This is a genomic window from Neisseria brasiliensis (genome assembly GCF_009671065.1).
GTDB classification, from domain to species: domain Bacteria; phylum Pseudomonadota; class Gammaproteobacteria; order Burkholderiales; family Neisseriaceae; genus Neisseria; species Neisseria brasiliensis.
This window is the reverse complement of record NZ_CP046027.1, coordinates 1,854,007-1,873,444: the sequence shown is the minus strand read 5'-3', so window position 1 is coordinate 1,873,444 and position 19,438 is coordinate 1,854,007. Positions and strand designations below refer to the sequence as shown.

The 19,438-nt window shown below is 44.9% G+C and carries 22 protein-coding genes; 3 read left to right on the top strand and 19 right to left on the bottom strand.

All coding sequences use genetic code 11. The annotated features are described in order from the left end of the window. Nucleotides 1-15: 15 nt before the first annotated feature. The 15 genes from GJV52_RS09385 to sdhC form a co-directional block, all read right to left on the bottom strand. Nucleotides 16-324 carry a hypothetical protein gene (locus GJV52_RS09385; protein WP_095502124.1) on the bottom strand — a complete coding sequence of 103 codons (309 nt, stop codon included), beginning with the start codon at nucleotides 322-324 and terminating at the stop codon, nucleotides 16-18. Between the two features lie 14 nt (nucleotides 325-338). After that, nucleotides 339-722, bottom strand: coding sequence for a phage holin family protein (locus GJV52_RS09380; RefSeq protein ID WP_100563416.1), 384 nt, complete (start codon nucleotides 720-722; stop codon nucleotides 339-341). Between the two features lie 89 nt (nucleotides 723-811). Beyond that, a complete protein-coding gene (locus GJV52_RS09375; protein WP_100563414.1) occupies nucleotides 812-1,246 on the bottom strand; it encodes a DUF883 family protein in 435 nt (144 codons plus the stop codon). Nucleotides 1,247-1,504: 258 nt separating this feature from the next. After that, nucleotides 1,505-1,792 (bottom strand): hypothetical protein, encoded by a 288-nt coding sequence (locus tag GJV52_RS09370; protein ID WP_095502127.1) that lies wholly within the window; start codon nucleotides 1,790-1,792, stop codon nucleotides 1,505-1,507. A gap of 99 nt (nucleotides 1,793-1,891) precedes the next feature. Further along, nucleotides 1,892-2,359, bottom strand: a complete 468-nt coding sequence (locus tag GJV52_RS09365) for a hypothetical protein (RefSeq protein ID WP_095502128.1) — start codon at nucleotides 2,357-2,359, stop codon at nucleotides 1,892-1,894. A gap of 73 nt (nucleotides 2,360-2,432) precedes the next feature. Then, nucleotides 2,433-3,863 carry a dihydrolipoyl dehydrogenase gene (gene lpdA, locus GJV52_RS09360; RefSeq protein ID WP_100563411.1) on the bottom strand — a complete coding sequence of 477 codons (1,431 nt, stop codon included), beginning with the start codon at nucleotides 3,861-3,863 and terminating at the stop codon, nucleotides 2,433-2,435. Between the two features lie 49 nt (nucleotides 3,864-3,912). Then, a complete protein-coding gene (locus GJV52_RS09355) occupies nucleotides 3,913-4,197 on the bottom strand; it encodes a hypothetical protein (protein ID WP_229436886.1) in 285 nt (94 codons plus the stop codon). Nucleotides 4,198-4,231: 34 nt separating this feature from the next. After that, nucleotides 4,232-5,428, bottom strand: a complete 1,197-nt coding sequence (gene odhB / locus GJV52_RS09350; RefSeq protein ID WP_095502130.1) for a 2-oxoglutarate dehydrogenase complex dihydrolipoyllysine-residue succinyltransferase — start codon at nucleotides 5,426-5,428, stop codon at nucleotides 4,232-4,234. A 91-nt stretch (nucleotides 5,429-5,519) separates the two neighbouring features. After that, nucleotides 5,520-8,348, bottom strand: coding sequence for a 2-oxoglutarate dehydrogenase E1 component (locus GJV52_RS09345; protein ID WP_100563409.1), 2,829 nt, complete (start codon nucleotides 8,346-8,348; stop codon nucleotides 5,520-5,522). 201 nt (nucleotides 8,349-8,549) lie between these two features. Then, complete coding sequence (gene gltA / locus GJV52_RS09340) at nucleotides 8,550-9,833, bottom strand: citrate synthase (RefSeq protein WP_100563408.1); 1,284 nt, start codon at nucleotides 9,831-9,833, stop codon at nucleotides 8,550-8,552. A gap of 117 nt (nucleotides 9,834-9,950) precedes the next feature. Continuing rightward, a complete protein-coding gene (locus GJV52_RS09335) occupies nucleotides 9,951-10,199 on the bottom strand; it encodes an FAD assembly factor SdhE (RefSeq protein ID WP_095502148.1) in 249 nt (82 codons plus the stop codon). Nucleotides 10,200-10,201: 2 nt separating this feature from the next. After that, nucleotides 10,202-10,909 (bottom strand): succinate dehydrogenase iron-sulfur subunit, encoded by a 708-nt coding sequence (locus tag GJV52_RS09330; protein WP_095502133.1) that lies wholly within the window; start codon nucleotides 10,907-10,909, stop codon nucleotides 10,202-10,204. A 124-nt stretch (nucleotides 10,910-11,033) separates the two neighbouring features. Beyond that, on the bottom strand, nucleotides 11,034-12,797 hold the full coding sequence (gene sdhA, locus GJV52_RS09325; RefSeq protein WP_095502134.1) for a succinate dehydrogenase flavoprotein subunit: 1,764 nt from the start codon (nucleotides 12,795-12,797) through the stop codon (nucleotides 11,034-11,036). Nucleotides 12,798-12,799: 2 nt separating this feature from the next. Beyond that, on the bottom strand, nucleotides 12,800-13,141 hold the full coding sequence (gene sdhD / locus GJV52_RS09320; protein ID WP_095502135.1) for a succinate dehydrogenase, hydrophobic membrane anchor protein: 342 nt from the start codon (nucleotides 13,139-13,141) through the stop codon (nucleotides 12,800-12,802). Further along, nucleotides 13,135-13,512: a succinate dehydrogenase, cytochrome b556 subunit gene (gene sdhC, locus GJV52_RS09315; RefSeq protein WP_095502136.1), complete on the bottom strand. Its 378-nt coding sequence runs from the start codon at nucleotides 13,510-13,512 to the stop codon at nucleotides 13,135-13,137. Before sdhC ends, sdhD begins: the two co-directional genes overlap by 7 nt. A 510-nt stretch (nucleotides 13,513-14,022) precedes the next feature. Between sdhC and GJV52_RS09310 the strand changes: the two genes are divergently transcribed. Then, nucleotides 14,023-14,400 (top strand): YkvA family protein, encoded by a 378-nt coding sequence (locus GJV52_RS09310; RefSeq protein ID WP_100563406.1) that lies wholly within the window; start codon nucleotides 14,023-14,025, stop codon nucleotides 14,398-14,400. 51 nt (nucleotides 14,401-14,451) lie between these two features. Here GJV52_RS09310 and GJV52_RS09305 read toward each other — a convergent pair whose 3' ends face one another. From GJV52_RS09305 to dapF, 4 genes are all read right to left on the bottom strand, one after another. After that, complete coding sequence (locus tag GJV52_RS09305; RefSeq protein ID WP_095502149.1) at nucleotides 14,452-14,949, bottom strand: lipoprotein; 498 nt, start codon at nucleotides 14,947-14,949, stop codon at nucleotides 14,452-14,454. A gap of 153 nt (nucleotides 14,950-15,102) precedes the next feature. Next, entirely contained in the window at nucleotides 15,103-16,035 is a 933-nt protein-coding gene (gene cysK / locus GJV52_RS09300; RefSeq protein ID WP_095502138.1) for a cysteine synthase A, read from the bottom strand. Between the two features lie 95 nt (nucleotides 16,036-16,130). Then, entirely contained in the window at nucleotides 16,131-16,733 is a 603-nt protein-coding gene (locus tag GJV52_RS09295; RefSeq protein WP_100563404.1) for a hypothetical protein, read from the bottom strand. Nucleotide 16,734: 1 nt separating this feature from the next. Further along, on the bottom strand, nucleotides 16,735-17,583 hold the full coding sequence (dapF, locus tag GJV52_RS09290) for a diaminopimelate epimerase (RefSeq protein ID WP_100563402.1): 849 nt from the start codon (nucleotides 17,581-17,583) through the stop codon (nucleotides 16,735-16,737). A 690-nt stretch (nucleotides 17,584-18,273) separates the two neighbouring features. Here dapF and GJV52_RS09285 point away from each other — a divergent pair. Together GJV52_RS09285 and GJV52_RS09280 are read left to right on the top strand one after the other, a co-directional pair. Then, the gene (locus GJV52_RS09285; RefSeq protein WP_095502141.1) at nucleotides 18,274-18,621 is read left to right on the top strand and encodes a TonB family protein; all 348 of its coding nucleotides are present in this window, start codon (nucleotides 18,274-18,276) and stop codon (nucleotides 18,619-18,621) included. Nucleotides 18,622-18,816: 195 nt separating this feature from the next. Then, nucleotides 18,817-19,320, top strand: a complete 504-nt coding sequence (locus tag GJV52_RS09280; RefSeq protein WP_095502142.1) for a membrane lipoprotein lipid attachment site-containing protein — start codon at nucleotides 18,817-18,819, stop codon at nucleotides 19,318-19,320. Nucleotides 19,321-19,438: the final 118 nt, after the last annotated feature.

Below are 19,438 nucleotides of genomic sequence, written 5' to 3'. Positions count from 1 at the left end.
AAACGATAGGCGTTTTTATTTATTTTGACTTTGCTTTAAATGATTTTGCCACGCTTGTAGAGCAAACAGGGCAAATATAGCGCCATAGCGGTAAGGCTTGGGCAACGGTAAATGCGATGTTTTTGACAACAAGCTGGTCGATGATGTGGCAAAGCTGCTGCCAAAATCAGCCAAGCGGTAGAGCATGGCTTCATTTTCAGCCGATTTTTGCGCACGGATTTCTTTGAGTTTGCGTTGTTTCAAATAAGAAGCAGCCACTTTCAAGCGCGCCAGTTTGATTTCCAATTCCAGCAGTTCGCGGGTTTCTTTTTGTTGTTGGTTCATGGGGATTCTCCTTGTTATTCTTCGTTGATTTGACCACGCAGGTAGGCAATATCGGCTTGAATGTCTTTTAATGTATTGCCGATGCGGTTGTTTTGTCCTTTCCAGCTGCCGATAATGCGGGCGCAGGCAATGACGATAATCAACAGGCTCAAGCCGGTGATGCCGAAAAATGTCCAAATTGCTTGCTGATCGGTCAATACGCGATTTAAACCGAATAACAAACTAATCAACGCTACCAACAGCAATATGGCTGAAATCACCAACCAAATCACGCTGCGCACGGCATTGCCCGCTTGTGCGGCTAAATCCAGATTCAGCAACTGCAGGCGCAGCATCAATAAATCGATACCTTGGTTGAATAGTAATTTGGTATGCTGGATATTCTCTTTGAGATTCATTTCTCTTCCCTTTCTCAACTTTATTCTGCTTCAAGCGTGTGAAATAGAAAGGCCGTCTGAAACCTTTCAGACGGCCTATTCATTCGCAATTAGCGGCGGTTCAGCAATACACCGACCACCAGACCGGCTAATGCGGCAAAGCCCATTGCGTAATAAGGTTTATCGCGTACGGCTTCATCAGCTTGTTGGGCGTGGTGTTTCACACGCTCGCCGACTTCGGCTTCAAATTCTGCAAAGCGTTTTTTGCCTTCTTTGAAACGCTCGCTTGCTTCAGCTTCAAATTCAGCGTATTTGTCGCGTGCTTGTTCGGCATGGTGACGCAAACGCTCGGCAGCTTCAGCTTCAAATTTGGTCAGGCGGTCTTTAGCAGCATCCAATTTTTCTTGCAATTTTGCTTTGGCCTCTTTGGCTTCTTCAGTCGTTGCTTCCGCACCTGCATTGTACAAATCTTCTACATCATTCATTACTTCACGAATATCTTTCAACAGAGCTTCTTTTCGAGTTTCATAATCATGTTTTTTCATTGTTACGCTCCTTTGCGTGTTCGTTTGATGTGCTTTCAGTATAGTGATGATTACATCGACTTACAAGACAATTTCCATAAAGATAATTTGAATTCTTGTAAAGATTGTTAGATTTTGAATGATTCAAATTTACTGTGAAAAGTTTTTAAAATGATTTAGTGAACTTAGCTGAAATCCGCTATTCTGTTGTGCGCTTTAAAATAGATTGATTGAAATAGGCCGTCTGAAATCCGTATTTCATGACGGCCTTGCAGATTCTTAGCGATTAAAAGGCAGCCACACACGCGCTAAAACATACATTAATGCTCCACCTGCTCCTAATATAAAAAACACCACGCCTTTTTTACGCGCATTCGGACACAGCCAATACACCGCCAAACTAAAACTCAAAAACAACACCGCCACGCGCCAGACCAAGGCTTTATCTTTATAGCGGTTGAGCGTATAGGTTTCGGTCATCATCACATACAGCTGAAAAACTGCGGCCACACACATCAATATAATGCCGGTCGGTAAGAAAATCAGCCCGAGTAATTCTTTATTCATCACTTTAATGCCGTCTGAAAAATCAATATGCCATTATAGAAGATTTTGCCATGCCCTGCTTTATTGGTTTGGCCGAGTAAGGCCGTCTGAAAAAGTGATTTATTTTAAGAATCGACGCTGCAAACGGTTTTCCCATTCATCGGTATAAGGCTTAAAATAATGCGGCGAAATACGGTTTAACTTCATATCCAAATCGTCCCAACATTCATAGTTCTGAATTTCCTTACCGGTTTGGCTGGAGGTAATCGTCACGCTGGCATCGCCATTATGAAATTGCGCCATCTCATAAATGTATTTTCCCGATTCAAAACTGAGCGCTTCTGAATTGGAGGTGTAGGCAAAATAGGCAGAATCCGCTGCAGCCTCTGCCATATATTTTCCGGCATGAAACGACAATACATAACCATTTGCTTGGCGCAAACTTTTCAGGCTGATTTTTTCGCCGGCTTTGGTCTGGCATAAAAATAATGTCAGGTTGTGGCTGAGAGTTAAATTTTGATTTGCCCATGCAGATTGCACCATGCTCATGGAAAACAATACACACATGGCTAATTTTATCAGTTTCATTATCTCATTCCCCATTACTCATTAAAAATGCCGTCTGAAACGTTTTCAGACGGCATTTCAAACACTTCAGCAATTAGCCGTGCAAAGCGCGCTTGTCGGCAGCCAATGCCGCCTCATGCAACACTTCCGACAAGGTCGGGTGGGCATGGATGATGCGGGCGATGTCTTCGCTGCTGGCTGAGAATTCCAAGCTGGTCACGCCTTCAGATACCAATTCGCTCACTACTGGGCCAATCATGTGTACGCCCAAAATGCGGTCGGTTTTGGCGCAAGCCAATACTTTGATGGTGCCTTTAGCTTTGCCCATGGCCAATGCGCGACCATTGGCGCCAAAGCCTGAAGTGCCTTTTTTGTAGTCAACGCCTTCAGCTTTCAATTGCTCTTCGGTTTTGCCTACCCAAGCAATTTCAGGATCGGTATAAATCACGAATGGCACGTTATTGAAATCGATATGTGGTTTTTGACCGGCAATGCGTTCAGCCACGGCCACGCCTTCATCGCTGGCTTTGTGTGCCAACATCGGGCCGCGCACCACGTCACCAATTGCCCAAACGTTTGGCAGGTTGGTTTTGCAATCGCCATCTACTTTGATGAAACCGCGCTCATCTTTTTCCAAGCCCACAGCTTCAACATTCAAACCATTGGTGTTCGGAATGCGACCAATGGCCACGATCAATTTATCAAAGGTTTCGGTTTTGGCTTCGCCTTGAGCAGTTTCGTATTGAACGGTCACGCCTTTTTCGGCTTTAATATCGCCAATTTTCACGCCCAATTCAATTTCTAAGCCTTGTTCTTTGGTGAAGAATTTGAACGCTTCTTTGGCAATTTGCTGGTCGGCAGCAGCCAAGAAAGTCGGCGCAGCTTCCAAGATCGTCACTTCCGAGCCCACACGCTTCCATACCGAGCCCATTTCCAAGCCGATCACGCCGGAACCGATTACACCCAATTTAGCCGGTACTTCAGTCAGGTTCAAAGCACCTTCGTTGTCCAATACATTCACGTTATCAATGGCAATTTGTGGCAACGGACGTGGCACAGAACCGGTCGCCACAATCACGTGTTTGGCTTCAACAACGGTTTTTTCGCCTTTGTTGTCCACTTCGATTTGGTACAAATCGCCGTTTTTACCTTTGAACGAACCCAAGCCAAACAAGCTGTCGACTTTATTCTTTTGGAACAGGAATTTCACGCCGCCGGTCAATTTATTCACGATACCGTCTTTGCGCTCAATCATCTTAGCGGCATCAAACTTGATGTCGCCCACAGTAATGCCGTGTTCGGCAAAATCATGTTGCGCAGCATGAAAATGCTCTGAAGATTGCAACAAAGCTTTTGATGGGATGCAACCTACGTTCAAGCAAGTGCCGCCCAAGGCAGGTGCATCACCTGCTTTGTTCACGCCTGCATCGATACAGGCTGTTTTGAAACCTAATTGTGCAGCGCGGATGGCAGCAACATAACCGCCAGGGCCCGCACCGATAACTACTACATCATATTGTGACATTTGAAATCCTTTGTCCTTCAAAAAGAATGTGCTGAAAAAGAAGTGATGCCTAGCGTTTGTGGCGGCATGAATAAGGACTGAATTCCTTCACTTCCATGCGTGTGATGTTGTTGTAAACACGAATAGTGGCATTCGGATAGGTTTGGCAAAGCGATTGGCGCGCCATTTGAATGCCCGCTTTATTACTATCAAGCTCAAATTTTTTATTCAGCTGCTTACCTTGTGCATTATAAGCATTCACCGAATATTCCTTGCCGGAAAAAGCGGCACACGCCGATAAAGCCAGCGCAGATAAAATAATCAATGTTTTCTTCATGTTTACGACACCCAACATGCTTTCAGACGGCCTTAAAGGCCGTCTGAATATATTACAGATCTAACAACAGACGAGCCGGATCTTCCAAGGCATCTTTAATGGCTACCAAGGTCAATACCGCTTCGCGGCCGTCAATGATACGGTGGTCGTAAGACAATGCCAGATACATCATCGGACGAACCACAACTTGGCCGTTTTCAACCACAGCGCGCTCTTTAGTGGCATGCATGCCCAAGATGGCAGATTGTGGCGGGTTGATAATTGGGGTAGACATCATCGAACCGAAAGTACCGCCGTTGGTGATGCTGAAGGTACCGCCAGTCAAATCGTCCAAAGAAATTTTACCGTCTTTGGCTTTCACTGCGTAATCTACGATGGCTTTTTCAATGTCAGCAATGCTCATTTGGTCTGCATCACGCAAGATTGGCACCACCAAACCGCGTGGGCTGCCGATGGCGATACCGATGTCGAAGAAGCCGTGGTAAACAATGTCGTTACCGTCAACAGAAGCATTCACGATTGGGTATTTCTTCAGCGCAGCAACCGCAGCTTTCACGAAGAAAGACATAAAGCCCAATTTAGTGCCGTGTTCTTTCTCGAATTTGTCTTTGTATTTCGCACGCAAGTCCATAATTGGTTTCATGTTGACTTCGTTGAACGTGGTCAAGATGGCGTTTTCTTGTTGAGAAGCCAACAGACGCTCTGCCACACGGGCACGCAAGCGGCTCATTGGAACACGTTGCTCAGGACGGGCACCGGCAGGAACTGGGGCGCTGGCAGCGGCAGCAGGTTTAGCCGCAGCATTTTGCACATCTTCTTTCAAGACACGACCATCACGGCCTGAACCTTGAACTGAATTCACATCTACGCCTTTTTCAGCAGCCAATTTGGCAGCAGCCGGCATAGCAGGCGCACCGGTTTGTGTAGCTGCAGCAGGAGCAGCAGCTTCTGGTTTTACTTCGGCAGCTTCGGCTTGAGGCGCAGCTTCAGCAGCAGGTTGCGCCGCAGCAGCTTCAGTATCGATGCGTGCCAATACTTGATCGGCTTCAACAGTTTCACCATCGCCAACGATGATTTCAGCCAATACACCGGCTTGTGGAGAAGGCACTTCCAAAACCACTTTATCGGTTTCGATTTCAATCAAAATTTCATCGCGAGCAACTGCTTCGCCCACTTTCTTTTTCCATTCCAACAAGGTACCTTCCGATACGCTTTCAGACAACATTGGCACTTTTACTTCAATGATCATTTTAGTCTCCGGTTTGCCGCCTTTCAGACGGCCTTGTGATGTGTTCTTATTCCTACGGCCTGAATCAGACCGTAGGCGTTTCTCTCTTCAATTAGCCATTCAATGCGTCTTCAACTAATTGCTTCAATTGGGCAACGTGTTTGCTCATGTAACCGACTGCAGGCGATGCGCTGCTTGGACGGCCAGCGTAAGACAGTTTTTGGTCTTCGGCAATCACCGCTTCCAAACGATGGCGGATTTGGTAGAACGCGCCTTGGTTTTGCGGCTCTTCTTGTGCCCAAACCACTTGTTTGGCATTCGGATATTTCGCCAATTCTGCTTTCACCTCATTATCCGGGAACGGATACAATTGCTCTACACGGATAATGGCTACATCGTCTTCCAGCTTGCGCTCGGCACGGCCTGAAGCCAAATCATAGTAAACCTGACCGGCACACAGAATCACGCGTTTCACGCTGTCATTGCTGCTGCGTTCGGCTTTGTCTTCAATCACCGGGCGGAAACGTGAACCTTCAGTGAAATCAGACAATGGGCTCATGGCATCTTTGAAGCGCAACAGGCGTTTCGACATGAAGATTACCAAAGGCTTACGATAAGAGCTCAATACCTGACGTTGCAACAAGTGGAACATTTGCGATGCTTCAGACGGCATCACGATTTGCATATTGTGTTCGGCACACAATTGCAACCAACGCTCCAAACGAGCTGATGAGTGTTCAGGGCCTTGACCGTCATAACCATGCGGCAGGATGGTGGTCAAACCACACAAACGACCCCACTTGGTTTCACCTGATGACAGGAATTGGTCAATCACCACTTGCGCACCGTTGGCAAAGTCACCGTATTGGGCTTCCCAAATGGTCAATTTATCCGGTGCTGAGCAAGCAAAGCCGTATTCATAAGCCATGACCGCTTCTTCATTCAAGATTGAGTCGATTACCAAGAAGTCTGCCGCGCCTTCACCCATGTTACGCAATGGCACATAAGCACCATCGTCCCATTTTTCACGTTTTTGATCGTGAATCACTGCATGACGGTGTGAGAAGGTACCGCGACCTGAGTCCTCACCGGAAATACGCACACCTGCGCCTTTGGTGACCAAATTGGCATAGGCGATGGTTTCGGCCATACCCCAGTCAATCGGCTGCTTACCTGAAGCCATGGCTTTGCGCGCTTCATTCACACGCTTGGCATTGGCATGCAGGGTGTAGTTATCCGGAATATTGGTAAATTTATCGGCCAAGCGTTGGATATCGGCAGCAGGCAAGCTGGTATCTGCATCTTCACGCCAGTCTTTGCCTTGGTATTTGCTCCAATCGATGCTGGTGCGTTGGAAATTGCTCAATGTGGTTTGTTCCACATGCTCACCTTTATCCAATGCATCACGATAGGCCTGTACCAAAGCATCGGCTTCGGTTTCAGTGATCACATTTTCAGCTACCAATTTTTCAACATACATGGCACGAACGCCTGGATGCTGGGCAACTTTTTTGTACATCATCGGCTGGGTCAATGTCGGGTCATCGCCCTCGTTGTGCCCCCATTTGCGGTAACATACCACATCAATGACGATGTCTTTTTTGAAGGTTTTACGATAATCCAAAGCAGCTTGGATGGCAAAACATACACGTTCCGGATCATCACCATTAACATGGATGACTGGCGCAGAAACCATTTTCGCCACATCGGTACAATACACGGTAGAACGGACGTCGCGGGTATCAGAAGTGGTAAAGCCGATTTGGTTATTGATCACGATGTGAACCGTACCGCCGGTGGTGTAACCACGGGTTTGCGATAAGTTGAATGTCGCTTGGTTGACACCCAAACCGATGAATGCAGCGTCACCGTGAATCAACACCGGCAACACTTTTTCTTGACCGTTTTTACCCAAACGCTCTTGTTTCGCGCGAGCCGAACCTTCCACCACCGGATTCACGATTTCCAAGTGTGACGGGTTAAAGGCCAATGAAACGTGCATAGGACCGTTTGGTGTAGCAATATCGGAGCTGAAACCCATGTGGTATTTCACGTCACCGCTTGGATGTTTAATCTCGGCACGGCCTTCAAACTCGGCAAACAAGTCACCCGGTTTTTTACCCAAAGTGTTGACCAACACGTTCAGACGGCCACGGTGCGCCATACCGATAATCACTTCTTCTACGCCATCTTTACCGGCATTTTGAATCAGGTAATTCAAGCCGGCAATCACGCTTTCACCACCCTCAACACCAAAGCGTTTTTGACCGACATATTTGGTATGCAGGTAACGCTCCAAAGTTTCGGCTGCAGTCAATTGCTTCAATAAATATTGTTTTTGCTCTTTGGTATAGCGTGGTGTAGACAGCACGCTTTCAAAGTAATTGCGAATCCAGCGACGCTCTTCGGTTTCCGGAATATACATGTATTCCACTGCCAAATGGCCGCAATAAGTTTGTTTCAAGTTTTTAACGATATCAGACAAGGCCATTTTTTCTTGACCGTCGAAATCGCCTTCGCCCATACTGAACTTCACTGCCATATCTGCATCAGTCAAGCCATGGAATTTAGGATCCAATGCTTCCAAATATTTTGGCGGCATACGTTTTAACGGATCCAATTGCGCCGCACCAACACCTTGAATGCGGTAAGCAGAAATCATGCGCAACACGCCAACCTGTTTTTTCAACATGGCCTCATCAACATTGCCTGCAATAGCGGCTGTTGATTTCGTCTTAGCCAAATTGGCAAATGATTCACGAATCGGTGCATGGGCAACGTCTACATCAGTTGCACCCGGCAGCTTGGTTAAGTCAGTAAAGTATTGTTTCCACTTATCTTCTACTGAGTTTGGATCAACCAAGAAAGCTTCGTATAACTCCTCAATATAAGGGGCATTTGAACCAAACAGATAAGAGAAATTGAGTTTTTCGTCCATCATGGCGTGTGCTCTTTTCTTAAGATATAAATAAAGGGTAGAACTTTGTGCTACTTTAACGGAGTTCAGGCCGTCTGAAGATGACACTTTATTCTACCCTATTCCGAACTAACTGCCTGTAGATATTTTGTCTTAAATCGATAAAACTAATCAAACAGACTTTTTAGTCTTTAAAATGTAAATCAACAATCATTAATAAGATAATTAACGTTGCTCAACCGGTACGAAATCGCGACGGTCTTCACCAGTGTACAATTGACGCGGACGGCCAATTTTCAGCGCTGGATCACCGATCATTTCGTGCCAATGAGAAATCCAACCTACGCTGCGCGCCAAGGCGAAGATAACGGTAAACATCTCTGTTGGAATACCCAAGGCTGACAATACGATACCTGAATAGAAGTCAACGTTTGGATACAATTTGCGTTCCACAAAGAATGGATCTTTCAGTGCAATTTGTTCCAATTCCATTGCCAATTTGAATTTAGGACTGTCTTCCAGACCCAATTCTTTCAAGACTTCATAGCAAGTTTCACGCATGATGTTGGCGCGCGGATCCATATTGCGGTAAACACGGTGACCAAAGCCCATTAAGCGGTATTTACGCTGCTTCACGCCTTCCATGTAGGCTTCTACATTAGAAACATCACCGATTTCGTCCAACATATTCAAAACGGCTTCATTAGCACCACCGTGCGAGGCACCCCACAGGCAAGCAATACCTGCTGCAATACATGCAAACGGATTGGCGCCTGAAGAACCTGCCAAGCGGACAGTCGAAGTCGAAGCGTTTTGTTCGTGGTCAGCATGCAAAATGAAGATGCGGTCTAAGGCGCGTGCCAAAACAGGATTTGGTTTGTATTCTTCACATGGTGTCGCAAACATCATATGCAGGAAGTTCTCTGCATAAGTCAGGTTATTTTTCGGATAGTTAAACGGCAAACCGTTTGAGTAGCGGTAACACATTGCCGCAATCGTTGGGATTTTAGAAATCAAACGATAAATCGCAATTTCACGGTGTTTTGGATCAGTAATGTCCAAGCTGTCTTGATAGAATGCAGATAATGCACCAACCACACCCACCATCATCGCCATTGGATGCGCATCACGACGGAAGCCACGGAAGAACCATGTCAATTGCTCGTGCACCATGGTGTGGTGGCTTACAATATCGGTAAACTCTTTTTTCTGTTCCGCATTTGGCAGCTCACCATAAATCAACAAGTAGCAAACTTCCAAATAATCGGATTTCTCTGCCAATTGCTCAATCGGATAACCGCGGTAGTAAAGCAAACCTTCTTCACCGTCGATATAGGTAATCTTAGACTCACAGCTTGCAGTCGATACAAAACCAGGGTCAAATGAGAACAAGCCGGTGTGTTTGGTTAATGCACGAATATCGATTACATCATTACCTAATGATGCTTCCAATACCGGTAATTCCAATGCCTCTTGGTTTGGGGTGTTGAGTTTTACTGTTTTAGACATTCTCTGCTCCTTTGTAAAATGGGGCTTTTATACGTTTTGCTTTACAGCACGGTCTTGCTTTCAGACGGCCTATGAATATTTCTACAATGTATCAGAAACACTGTATCAATACCCATTTTATGCCTGTCTGATTCTATTAAGCAATGGAATCAGATGAGTTTTTTCAGTTTGTGTATAACCGTTAACCAAAGCTAACAAGTCTTGATCTTGAAATTCAAGAATCTCAACAAACGCAGCTAATTCCTCATCATTTAATTGCTCAAATTCTCTCTCCATAAACCGGCCGAGAACCAAGTCAAGCTCTAACAGTCCTCGGCGGGTTTGGAAACGGATTTTGCGTTTTGCAGTATCGTCAAATACCATCATCATTAAACTGCTCGTTTCAACATGATTTCTTTAATCTTACCGATTGCACGGGTAGGATTCAAGTGTTTCGGGCAAACGTCAACACAGTTCATAATGGTATGACAACGGAACAAACGATATGGATCGTTTAAATCATCCAAACGCTCGTTGGTAATGGTATCACGGCTGTCAGCAATGAAGCGGTAAGCATTCAGCAAGCCAGATGGACCGACGAATTTATCAGGATTCCACCAAAATGAAGGACAAGCGGTTGAGCAGCATGCACACAAGATACATTCATACAAACCATCCAGCTCTTTACGGTCTTCTTGAGTTTGCAGACGCTCTTTATCCGAGTCAATCGGCGTATCGTTTACCACATAAGGCTTAATCGAATGATATTGTTTGAAGAATTGGGTCATATCCACAATCAAATCGCGGATAACCGGCAAGCCTGGCAATGGGCGGATTTTAATCGGCTGCTTCAGGCTACGAATGTCGGTCAGACAAGCCAAACCATTTTTACCATTAATGTTCATGCCGTCTGAACCGCAAATGCCTTCACGGCAAGAACGGCGGAACGACAAGGTGTCGTCTTGAGCTTTCAGCTTAACCAATGCATCCAATAATTTTACGTCGGTCGGTTCGATTTCCAACTCGTATTTCTGCATATAAGGTTTCGCATCAACATCAGGGTTGTAGCGGTAAACTTCGAAACTTACTTTTTCCATGAGAAGTGTTCCTTTTCTCACGAGCGGTTTGATGAATGATTATAGAATTTCAAACCGTCGGTGTAGGGTCATTTTTCTGATATTTTTCAGACGGCCTTTGATAGGCCGTCTGAAACTGGATACATTAATAAACGCGCTTGGCCGGTTCGATATAATCAACGGTCAATGGTTTGGTGTGTACCGGTTTGTAGCTCAAGGTATTGCTCAATGAATGATACAGGGTGTGTTTCATCCAGTTATCATCATCGCGCTCTGGGTGGTCATCTGAAGCATGCGCACCACGTGATTCTTTACGCGCTTCGGCAGATACCAAGGTCGCTTTCGCTACTTCAATCAAGTTATCCAATTCCAAAGCTTCGATACGCGCAGTATTCCAAACCTTGCTCTTATCTTTAATTTCGGTGCGTTTCACACGCTCGGCGATTTCCAAGATTTCTTTCACACCTTTGCTCAAGATTTCATCGGTACGGAATACACCGGCGTGAAGTTGAACAGAGCGCTGCAAATCACGACGCAATTCATCAACATTTTCACCATCGGTTTGGTTATCCAAACGATCCAAGCGCTGAGCAGTCAATTGACCGGCATTTTCCGGCAATGCTTTCCAGCCTTCTTGTGCTTTAATGAAGTCGATCATACTGTCGCCTGCTGCTTTACCAAATACCACCAAGTCAAGCAAAGAGTTAGTACCCAAACGGTTGGCACCGTGTACTGACGCACATGCACACTCACCAGCAGCATACAAGCCTTTTACTACCGACTCATATTCGTCACCCTTAGGCACAATCACTTCACCATGATAGTTGGTTGGAATACCGCCCATCATATAGTGGGTAGTCGGCACCACTGGAATCGGGTCTTTAATTGGGTCGATACCGGCAAACTGGATGGAAATCTCACGGATGCCCGGCAGTTTTTCCATAATTTTTTCGGCACCGATGTGGTCGATTTTCAGCAATACATGGTCTTTGTTTTTACCACAGCCGCGACCTTCGTAAATTTCCATCGCCATTGCGCGAGAAACCACGTCACGAGAAGCCAAATCTTTTACAGTTGGCGCATAACGTTCCATGAAACGCTCGCCGTTGGCATTCAACAGAATACCACCCTCACCGCGCACACCTTCGGTAATCAATACACCAGCACCGGCTACACCAGTCGGGTGGAATTGCCAGAATTCCATGTCTTCCAATGGAATGCCCGCACGCGCACAAATGCCCAAACCGTCACCGGTATTCATGTAGGCATTGGTTGAAGATGCGTAAATACGGCCACCACCACCGGTAGCAAACATCACCGCTTTAGCATGGAAAATGTACACATCACCGGTTTCCATTTCCATCGCAGTCACGCCAACCACATCACCCTCTTCATCACGAATCAGGTCTAAAGCTGTCCATTCCACAAAGAATTGGGTATTGGCACGCACGTTTTGCTGATACAAAGTATGCAGCATGGCATGACCGGTACGGTCAGCAACGGCGCAAGCACGTTCTACCGCGCGCTTACCGTGTTCGGCAGTATGACCACCAAACGGACGTTGATAAATTTTGCCGCTTTCTACGCGGTCAAAAGGCATACCCATGTGTTCCAGCTCGATAACCGCTTCAGGTGCCGCACGGCACATAAATTCAATCGCGTCTTGGTCGCCCAGCCAGTCAGAACCTTTTACGGTGTCGTACATATGCCAATCCCAACGGTCTTCCTGCACGTTACCCAAGGAAGCAGAGATACCACCTTGCGCAGCAACAGTATGCGAACGAGTTGGGAACACTTTAGACAATACGGCACAATTCAGACCGGATTTAGACAATTGCAGGGCAGCACGCAGACCTGCACCACCGCCACCAACAATCACGGCATCAAACTTGCGAACAGGAAAACTCATACTTACCCCCAAATAACTTTAACTGAATATACCAAGCAGCCAATCAACCAAACGATGGTGGCTACTTGCAAGAATAAACGCAGACCAAACGGTTTAATATAGTCCATCCACAAATCACGGATACCAACCCATGCGTGCAAGAACAAAGCAATAAAGCTCACTTGAGTAAACAATTTCACCCAAGTTTGGTCAAAAAATGCCTGCCATGCAGCGTATTCTTTTGGCAGTGCCAACAAGAATACAATCAACACAACAGTATAAATCAGCATAATAACAGCAGTTGCACGCTGCATTGCCCAATCTCTCAAACCGTAGTGGGCACCGGTTAATTTACGATCTACCATAACAAGGCTCCAATCACTACAGTCAATACCAAAGCAGCAATAAACACCAGCTTGGCAGTATTACGGGCTGTGTTTAATTCCAAACCTTTATGCGCATCCAACAACAGGAAGCGGATACCGGCCAAACTGTGATGCAGATATGCCCACAGCAAACCAATCAAAGCCAGTTTCACCAGCGGATTGGCAACAAAGGCACGATAAGCTTCAAAATCTGATTCTTGACTTAATGTGCCTGAAAGCAAGTAAAGTAATACCGGCAAGGCAACAAACAAAACAACACCGCTGACGCGGTGTAAAATAGAAACAATCCCCGGTATCGGCAAGCGAATATTAGGGATTTCTAGAAAGACAGGACGTGGTTTGGCGGACATGGTCTGTTCCTCTGAATTTATTTTCTTCTCAAAATCGGGTAGCGCAAAACTACAATGAATTACACTTGCTATAATTTACATGGTTTAGCGCCGTTTGAACAGCCCAATTTGTAAACAACCTAATAAATTTTTACAAAAAAGAGACAAATAATTTTATCGTATTTCTTTTTAACTACTCCTTTCGCCTGATAATTGATAATATCAACCTAAATCGCCATTCCCTAGATAAACATTCAATTTATCTGAATTTATTCAGTCGGCAGCACCTACTCAATTTCTACATAGTCGTGAGCAATGGAAATTATTTTGATATTAATTAAATAAGGCGGTTATCTTAATCTTACTTAAGGATTTTACTTTTTGGCTGCTTATCATAAAACTGCATTGAGTTGACGTATCTTATCATCCAATCTCTTATACTTGCTTTTGGTTTTCCGTTCCAATGTTTTCACTAAACAAGAAGAATGGCCAAGTAACACATATCACGACAACGATTAAAAGGGCTTTTCTATGAACGACTCAAACTCTGCTTCTCCTGAAGACTATATTCCCAAATTCAGACGCAAAAAACTCGATGAACCCGGTTTCTTGCGCAAGCTTGGCCGTTTTGCCGGCAGATTGGGCGCGCCGGTAGTGCGCCAGCTTTATGCGCTGTATTTTTTATGGAAATCACCGCATACACCCAAACAAGCCAAGATGATTATCTTAGGCGCATTGGTATATTTCTTCAGCCCGATTGATGCCATTCCTGATTTATTGGGACCATTGGGGTTCACCGATGATATTGCCGTAATCACAATGGTGTACAGCCAAATGAAAGCTTATCTGACTGAAGACATTCGCGAACAAGCACGCATTGCCACCGATAAGATTTTAGGTAAAAAATAACCAACAATAAAAAGGCCGTCTGAAATTCAGACGGCCTTTTTTTATATCAAATCATTGCAATGGCGACATATTCATCACTTCCATCAGGAAGTTGGTAAATGCCGGATTGCTTGGTTTGCTGTTCATGCTCTTCCAACGCTGCTGCCAACCGCGCAAAGCGTTTTGAATATACAGCTTAGATTGTTGAGTGGTGATTTCACCACGTTGGCTATCTACGGCAGAACGCAAATACACTTCATACATACTGTCGTCAACAGAGTTGCGGCCAACCAATTGGATGCGATAGCGATTCAAGTATTGAGCCGCTTGAACTTTGGTCATCTTTCCTTGACTGACCTGATAGCTCAAACGCGTCGCTTCGTCACGGATTTTGGAAACATCCGACCAGTGACTAGAAGCTAGACGGAAACCGGCAGCCGGCTTCTCAGTTACTTGGACATTAGTCGGGCGCACCGGCACTTCTTTTAAGGTTGGCACGTAAATAGATTGACAACCGGCAAGTGCCGCCAATGTAAATAAGAGGGGGATATATTTTTTCATGTGGGTCATTATAATCAGATTCGTCGAATAGTCCAAATGATGGCAGCACGGATACATCATCAAGTTTGCTCAATTACAACATATTTCGAATAGGCCGTCATCATCTGAAAAATGAAAACACACAAAAAAGGCCGTCTGAAACGGCCTTTTTAATCACTGATATTATGCCAAATCGGCAAACAATGGCGTAGAAAGATAACGCTCGCCATAAGAAGGAATCAATACTACAATCAATTTACCTTCGTTTTCAGGACGTTTCGCCAGTTGCAATGCGCTCCAAACGGCTGCACCGGAAGAAACACCCACCAAGATGCCTTCTTTTTCTGCCATCGCACGAGCAGTTTCAAATGCTGCTTCGTTTGGTGCTTTAACGATTTCATCGTAAATGGTGGTATTCAATACGCTCGGTACGAAACCGGCACCAATACCTTGAATCGGATGTGGGCCTTTTTCACCACCGCTCAATACAGGTGAGGCTTCCGGTTCTACCGCAACGATTTTGACATCAGGTTTGTGCTGTTTCAACACTTCGCCCACGCCAGTAACCGTGCCGCCGGTACCCACACCAGCTACAAAGATATCCACTTTACCATCGGTATCACGCCAAACTTCTTCGGCAGTGGTTTCCCGGTGGATTTGTGGATTGGCAGCATTGTCAAATTGACGCGGCATGAAGTAAGTGCTTGGATTTTCATCAACCAAAGATTGTGCTTTGGCAATCGCACCACCCATACCTTCAGCAGCCGGAGTGAGAATCAATTCCGCACCAAATGCACGCAACAGCATTTTACGCTCTTTACTCATGCTCTCTGGCATAGTGATGGCCAATTTATAGCCGCGAGCAGCACACACCATTGCCAAACCGATACCGGTGTTACCGCTGGTTGCTTCAACAATCACGGTATTTTTGTTGATTTTACCGGCCTTTTCCGCCTGCTCAATCATCGCTTCTGCAATACGGTCTTTTACGCTGCTACCTGGGTTGAAAAATTCCAACTTCACAGCAACGTCGGCTTTCAAACCCTCGGTCAAACGGTTTAATTTCACCAAAGGAGTATTGCCGATTAATTCGGTAATGTTGTTTGCAATTTTCATGTTCTGCTCCTGAATAAAGATAATACAACCTGCATATTAAGCTGAGGCCATCTGAAAAACCAATATTTAATATTTCTTACTTTATAACTTTTTGTTTAAAAACGCCCTACGATGATGATGGACAAAACCACCGCCACTTGGACGACCAACAACATCAAAAACCCACTTTGCAATTGCCGGCTGCTAAATAAGCTGGCAGGCTGCTTCATGATTTTAACGCGGTGCACATAAAATACTGCCATTAAAACCAATTGCACGATAAACCAATAGCTCGGCTCCAAGGCATAAAAAGCCAATAATGCCGGCATGGAAAAAATAGAGGTGCCTTCCGGATAATGATACCAAACCATACCTGCCAATAAAATAAATACCGCAGTCATCAGTGCATTGCTGACTGCAAACAAGCTCAGCAAAGGATGCGCTTCATCAGCCTGCCAAAATTGGCCGTCTGGTGTTTTTTGCCAATGGTTCAAAAAGAAAAAAATACTGCCTATCGTTAAATAAAAATGCGGAATAAACAAAGGCCCAACATGGGTAATGCCCCAGGCACCAGGTATAATTTCCGCGCCCCAAAAGCCCACGCCCAACCATGCAATCACTGCCGCCCAAAACCATTGGAATTTCTCAGCTTTAAAAATCAGCCCCAAGAAAAACACGGCATAAATCACGGCTGCCCATAAATCAAAATGAAAAGCCATCTTAATATTGCAACTCGCCTTCAAATACTGTTTCAGCAAGACCGGTCATCATCACATCATCACCATTCTGCCAGCTGATAAACAAATCGCCCCCCGGCAAGCTCACCTTAACCGGCACACCCCCATCCAGTAAACCTAAGCGTACACCGGCCACAACTGCCGCACACGCGCCGGTGCCGCATGCTTGCGTTTCACCCGCCCCACGTTCATACACACGCAACTGAATCGATTGGCGATCCACAACCTGCATAAAACCAACATTTACGCGTTCCGGAAATTGGCTATGCGATTCAATGGCCTCACCCCAATGCTCGACTGGCGCATTTTGCGTATCTTCCACTACAATGACCGCATGCGGATTACCCATATTGACGCAACTTACCGGAATGGATTCCAAGCCCACCAGCACAATATGTGTTAAGGCATCATCTGCTTCATCACTAACCGGCACAAACGGAATTTCAGACGGCATAAATTTTGGTTTGCCCATATTCACAGTAACCAAGCCATTATCCAACAATTTGGGCACAATCACACCACTGGCGGTTTCCACCAAAATTTCCTGCTTGTCAGTCAACCCTTTATCCACCACAAAACGCACGAAACAACGCGCACCGTTCCCGCATTGCTCTACCTCCCCGCCATCGGCATTAAAAATGCGGTAACGAAAATCCACCGCTTCAGATGATGGTTTTTCCACCACTAAAAGCTGGTCAAAGCCCACCCCACGGAAACGGTCAGACCATTGTGCCAAAGGCGCTTCTGTTGGGTCAAACTGCTGTTCGATCGCGTTGACCACCATGAAATCATTACCCAAGCCATGCATTTTTGTGAATTTTAAAGTTTTCATTATTGCTTCCTAGCTGTTATCTGCCTAAAGGATGCTGTTTAGCCAACAGGCAAACTATATATAAAGAATCACGCTTGCCCAATCAAACTGTTTCGACGACTAACATTCTTATTATGATTCAAAAGGCCGTCTGAACACATTCTACCTTAGTTCCGCAAAATTTTTATGCCCTATCGTTTTTAACTATGGCCACATTGAATAGAAACAACGCAGCACCTTGATTACATTTTGCAAGAATCATCTAAAAATATTTCAACAAAATCCAAATATATGTATTAAAAAAAACAACATTTTTAATAATCGGTGCAAAAATACGACAAGCGGTATTTTTAAATAAATAAACGGTGTTTTTTAGTTTCAAAACACCTATATTTTTATTCTTAACTGAGTTATTCAAAATAAATATATGATTTTAAAATAATTAATTTGTCATATTTTCTCAAGTTACTTTCAATAAAGTATAAATTCTAAGCTTAAAATGCCAACAATTAGAATAATCACTACTAAAAAAAATAAACCGTTTATCGCAATTTTTGCGCATTTATCGCTTGCTAATTCTCTGCCAACATTGCAAAATGCATACATCGAAACACGGAACACAACAAGTTCCAACAAAACATAATCTTTATAAATTAAAGAATTACACATTAACAAAATTACGACAAACGTTTAACTCACAAGGACAATATCATGAACATCCGTCAAACTTTAACCGCTTTAGTTGCTTTCACCGTTTTAGCTGCTTCACAAGCCGCCATGGCAAACAATATTGCTTTCTATCAAAAAGCATCTGAAGCCACCGCTCCGATTACGGGCAAAGTTGCGGTGCGATTGACCATTGGTGCAGACGGCGATGTTCACAATGTACGTGTGGTTCGCAGCAGCGGCTCAAGCAGCATCGACAACAGCGCCGTTCAATGGATGGAAGCGCAAACCATGTCACCTGTTTTGATCAACGGCATTGCCAAAGAATTCAGCGTTGTGAAAGAAATTAAATTTTCAGAAGGCAAAAACATTCAACAAGCCAGCTTGAAATAACCTTTTCATCTCCCTGCTTACCCCAGAGCGCCAAAAAGCACTTTTCCCAAGAAAGTGCTTTTTGGCGTTTTCGTTTCCAAAAACCAACAAAATTCCTGCCAATTCTTGCCTTTTACCTAGCATAACGAAAATCAGCAATGAAAACCGCTATACTCATTGCCGTCAGTTAATAAAGAAATTTCCAAAGGAAAAACAATGAAAAAGATTCTGTCAGCTGCACTCGCCATCACCGCTTTAAGTGCCTGCTCGGTAGGCACACCCGGCATGTCTGTGGGCTTAGGCGTGGGCACCCGACTGGGCAGCCATGTCGGCTTGGGCACTTCTTTAAATATCCCTGTGCGCTTGGATCAAACCAAAATCGGTTCCAACACCAACCAAAGTAAAAACAACGGCGGCGTCAATATTGTTGACGAGCAAATTGTGACTTATTTTGACGCCCACGGTAATGCTTCAAATAATGCGGTGAAAGGCGGTTTTTACCGTCAATTATTAAGCAAACGCAATAATGAATATGTGGTGCAAGATTTTTACAGCGACAACAGCATCAAGCGCACCGACCCTTACACCATCAACCGCAACCAATTGATGCAATTTCGCGCAACACCGACCAACGGCTCTCTGACAACTTATGCCTACAACGGTAACGTTATGCAGCAACAAGTTTTCCAAAACGGTAAATTGGTTAGCGCAAAATACTGATTACGGCAAAATAAATAGCTTACGCAAATAATGTGCATACCTAGCTTTCAGACGGCCTGACAACACAAGCTTGCCATCGTATGTTAGCGATAAAATAAATTTTCTTAGCTTTCAATTA

Excerpts from the sequence above, each read along its gene's own strand:
- GJV52_RS09385 (WP_095502124.1), bottom strand. The coding sequence starts at position 324 with ATGAACCAACAACAAAAAGAAACCCGCGAACTGCTGGAATTGGAAATC.
- GJV52_RS09380 (WP_100563416.1), bottom strand. The coding sequence starts at position 722 with ATGAATCTCAAAGAGAATATCCAGCATACCAAATTACTATTCAACCAA.
- GJV52_RS09375 (WP_100563414.1), bottom strand. The coding sequence starts at position 1,246 with ATGAAAAAACATGATTATGAAACTCGAAAAGAAGCTCTGTTGAAAGAT.
- GJV52_RS09370 (WP_095502127.1), bottom strand. The coding sequence starts at position 1,792 with ATGAATAAAGAATTACTCGGGCTGATTTTCTTACCGACCGGCATTATA.
- GJV52_RS09365 (WP_095502128.1), bottom strand. The coding sequence starts at position 2,359 with ATGAAACTGATAAAATTAGCCATGTGTGTATTGTTTTCCATGAGCATG.
- lpdA (WP_100563411.1), bottom strand. The coding sequence starts at position 3,863 with ATGTCACAATATGATGTAGTAGTTATCGGTGCGGGCCCTGGCGGTTAT.
- GJV52_RS09355 (WP_229436886.1), bottom strand. The coding sequence starts at position 4,197 with ATGTTGGGTGTCGTAAACATGAAGAAAACATTGATTATTTTATCTGCG.
- odhB (WP_095502130.1), bottom strand. The coding sequence starts at position 5,428 with ATGATCATTGAAGTAAAAGTGCCAATGTTGTCTGAAAGCGTATCGGAA.
- GJV52_RS09345 (WP_100563409.1), bottom strand. The coding sequence starts at position 8,348 with ATGATGGACGAAAAACTCAATTTCTCTTATCTGTTTGGTTCAAATGCC.
- gltA (WP_100563408.1), bottom strand. The coding sequence starts at position 9,833 with ATGTCTAAAACAGTAAAACTCAACACCCCAAACCAAGAGGCATTGGAA.
- GJV52_RS09335 (WP_095502148.1), bottom strand. The coding sequence starts at position 10,199 with ATGATGGTATTTGACGATACTGCAAAACGCAAAATCCGTTTCCAAACC.
- GJV52_RS09330 (WP_095502133.1), bottom strand. The coding sequence starts at position 10,909 with ATGGAAAAAGTAAGTTTCGAAGTTTACCGCTACAACCCTGATGTTGAT.
- sdhA (WP_095502134.1), bottom strand. The coding sequence starts at position 12,797 with ATGAGTTTTCCTGTTCGCAAGTTTGATGCCGTGATTGTTGGTGGCGGT.
- sdhD (WP_095502135.1), bottom strand. The coding sequence starts at position 13,141 with ATGGTAGATCGTAAATTAACCGGTGCCCACTACGGTTTGAGAGATTGG.
- sdhC (WP_095502136.1), bottom strand. The coding sequence starts at position 13,512 with ATGTCCGCCAAACCACGTCCTGTCTTTCTAGAAATCCCTAATATTCGC.
- GJV52_RS09310 (WP_100563406.1), top strand. The coding sequence starts at position 14,023 with ATGAACGACTCAAACTCTGCTTCTCCTGAAGACTATATTCCCAAATTC.
- GJV52_RS09305 (WP_095502149.1), bottom strand. The coding sequence starts at position 14,949 with ATGACCCACATGAAAAAATATATCCCCCTCTTATTTACATTGGCGGCA.
- cysK (WP_095502138.1), bottom strand. The coding sequence starts at position 16,035 with ATGAAAATTGCAAACAACATTACCGAATTAATCGGCAATACTCCTTTG.
- GJV52_RS09295 (WP_100563404.1), bottom strand. The coding sequence starts at position 16,733 with ATGGCTTTTCATTTTGATTTATGGGCAGCCGTGATTTATGCCGTGTTT.
- dapF (WP_100563402.1), bottom strand. The coding sequence starts at position 17,583 with ATGAAAACTTTAAAATTCACAAAAATGCATGGCTTGGGTAATGATTTC.
- GJV52_RS09285 (WP_095502141.1), top strand. The coding sequence starts at position 18,274 with ATGAACATCCGTCAAACTTTAACCGCTTTAGTTGCTTTCACCGTTTTA.
- GJV52_RS09280 (WP_095502142.1), top strand. The coding sequence starts at position 18,817 with ATGAAAAAGATTCTGTCAGCTGCACTCGCCATCACCGCTTTAAGTGCC.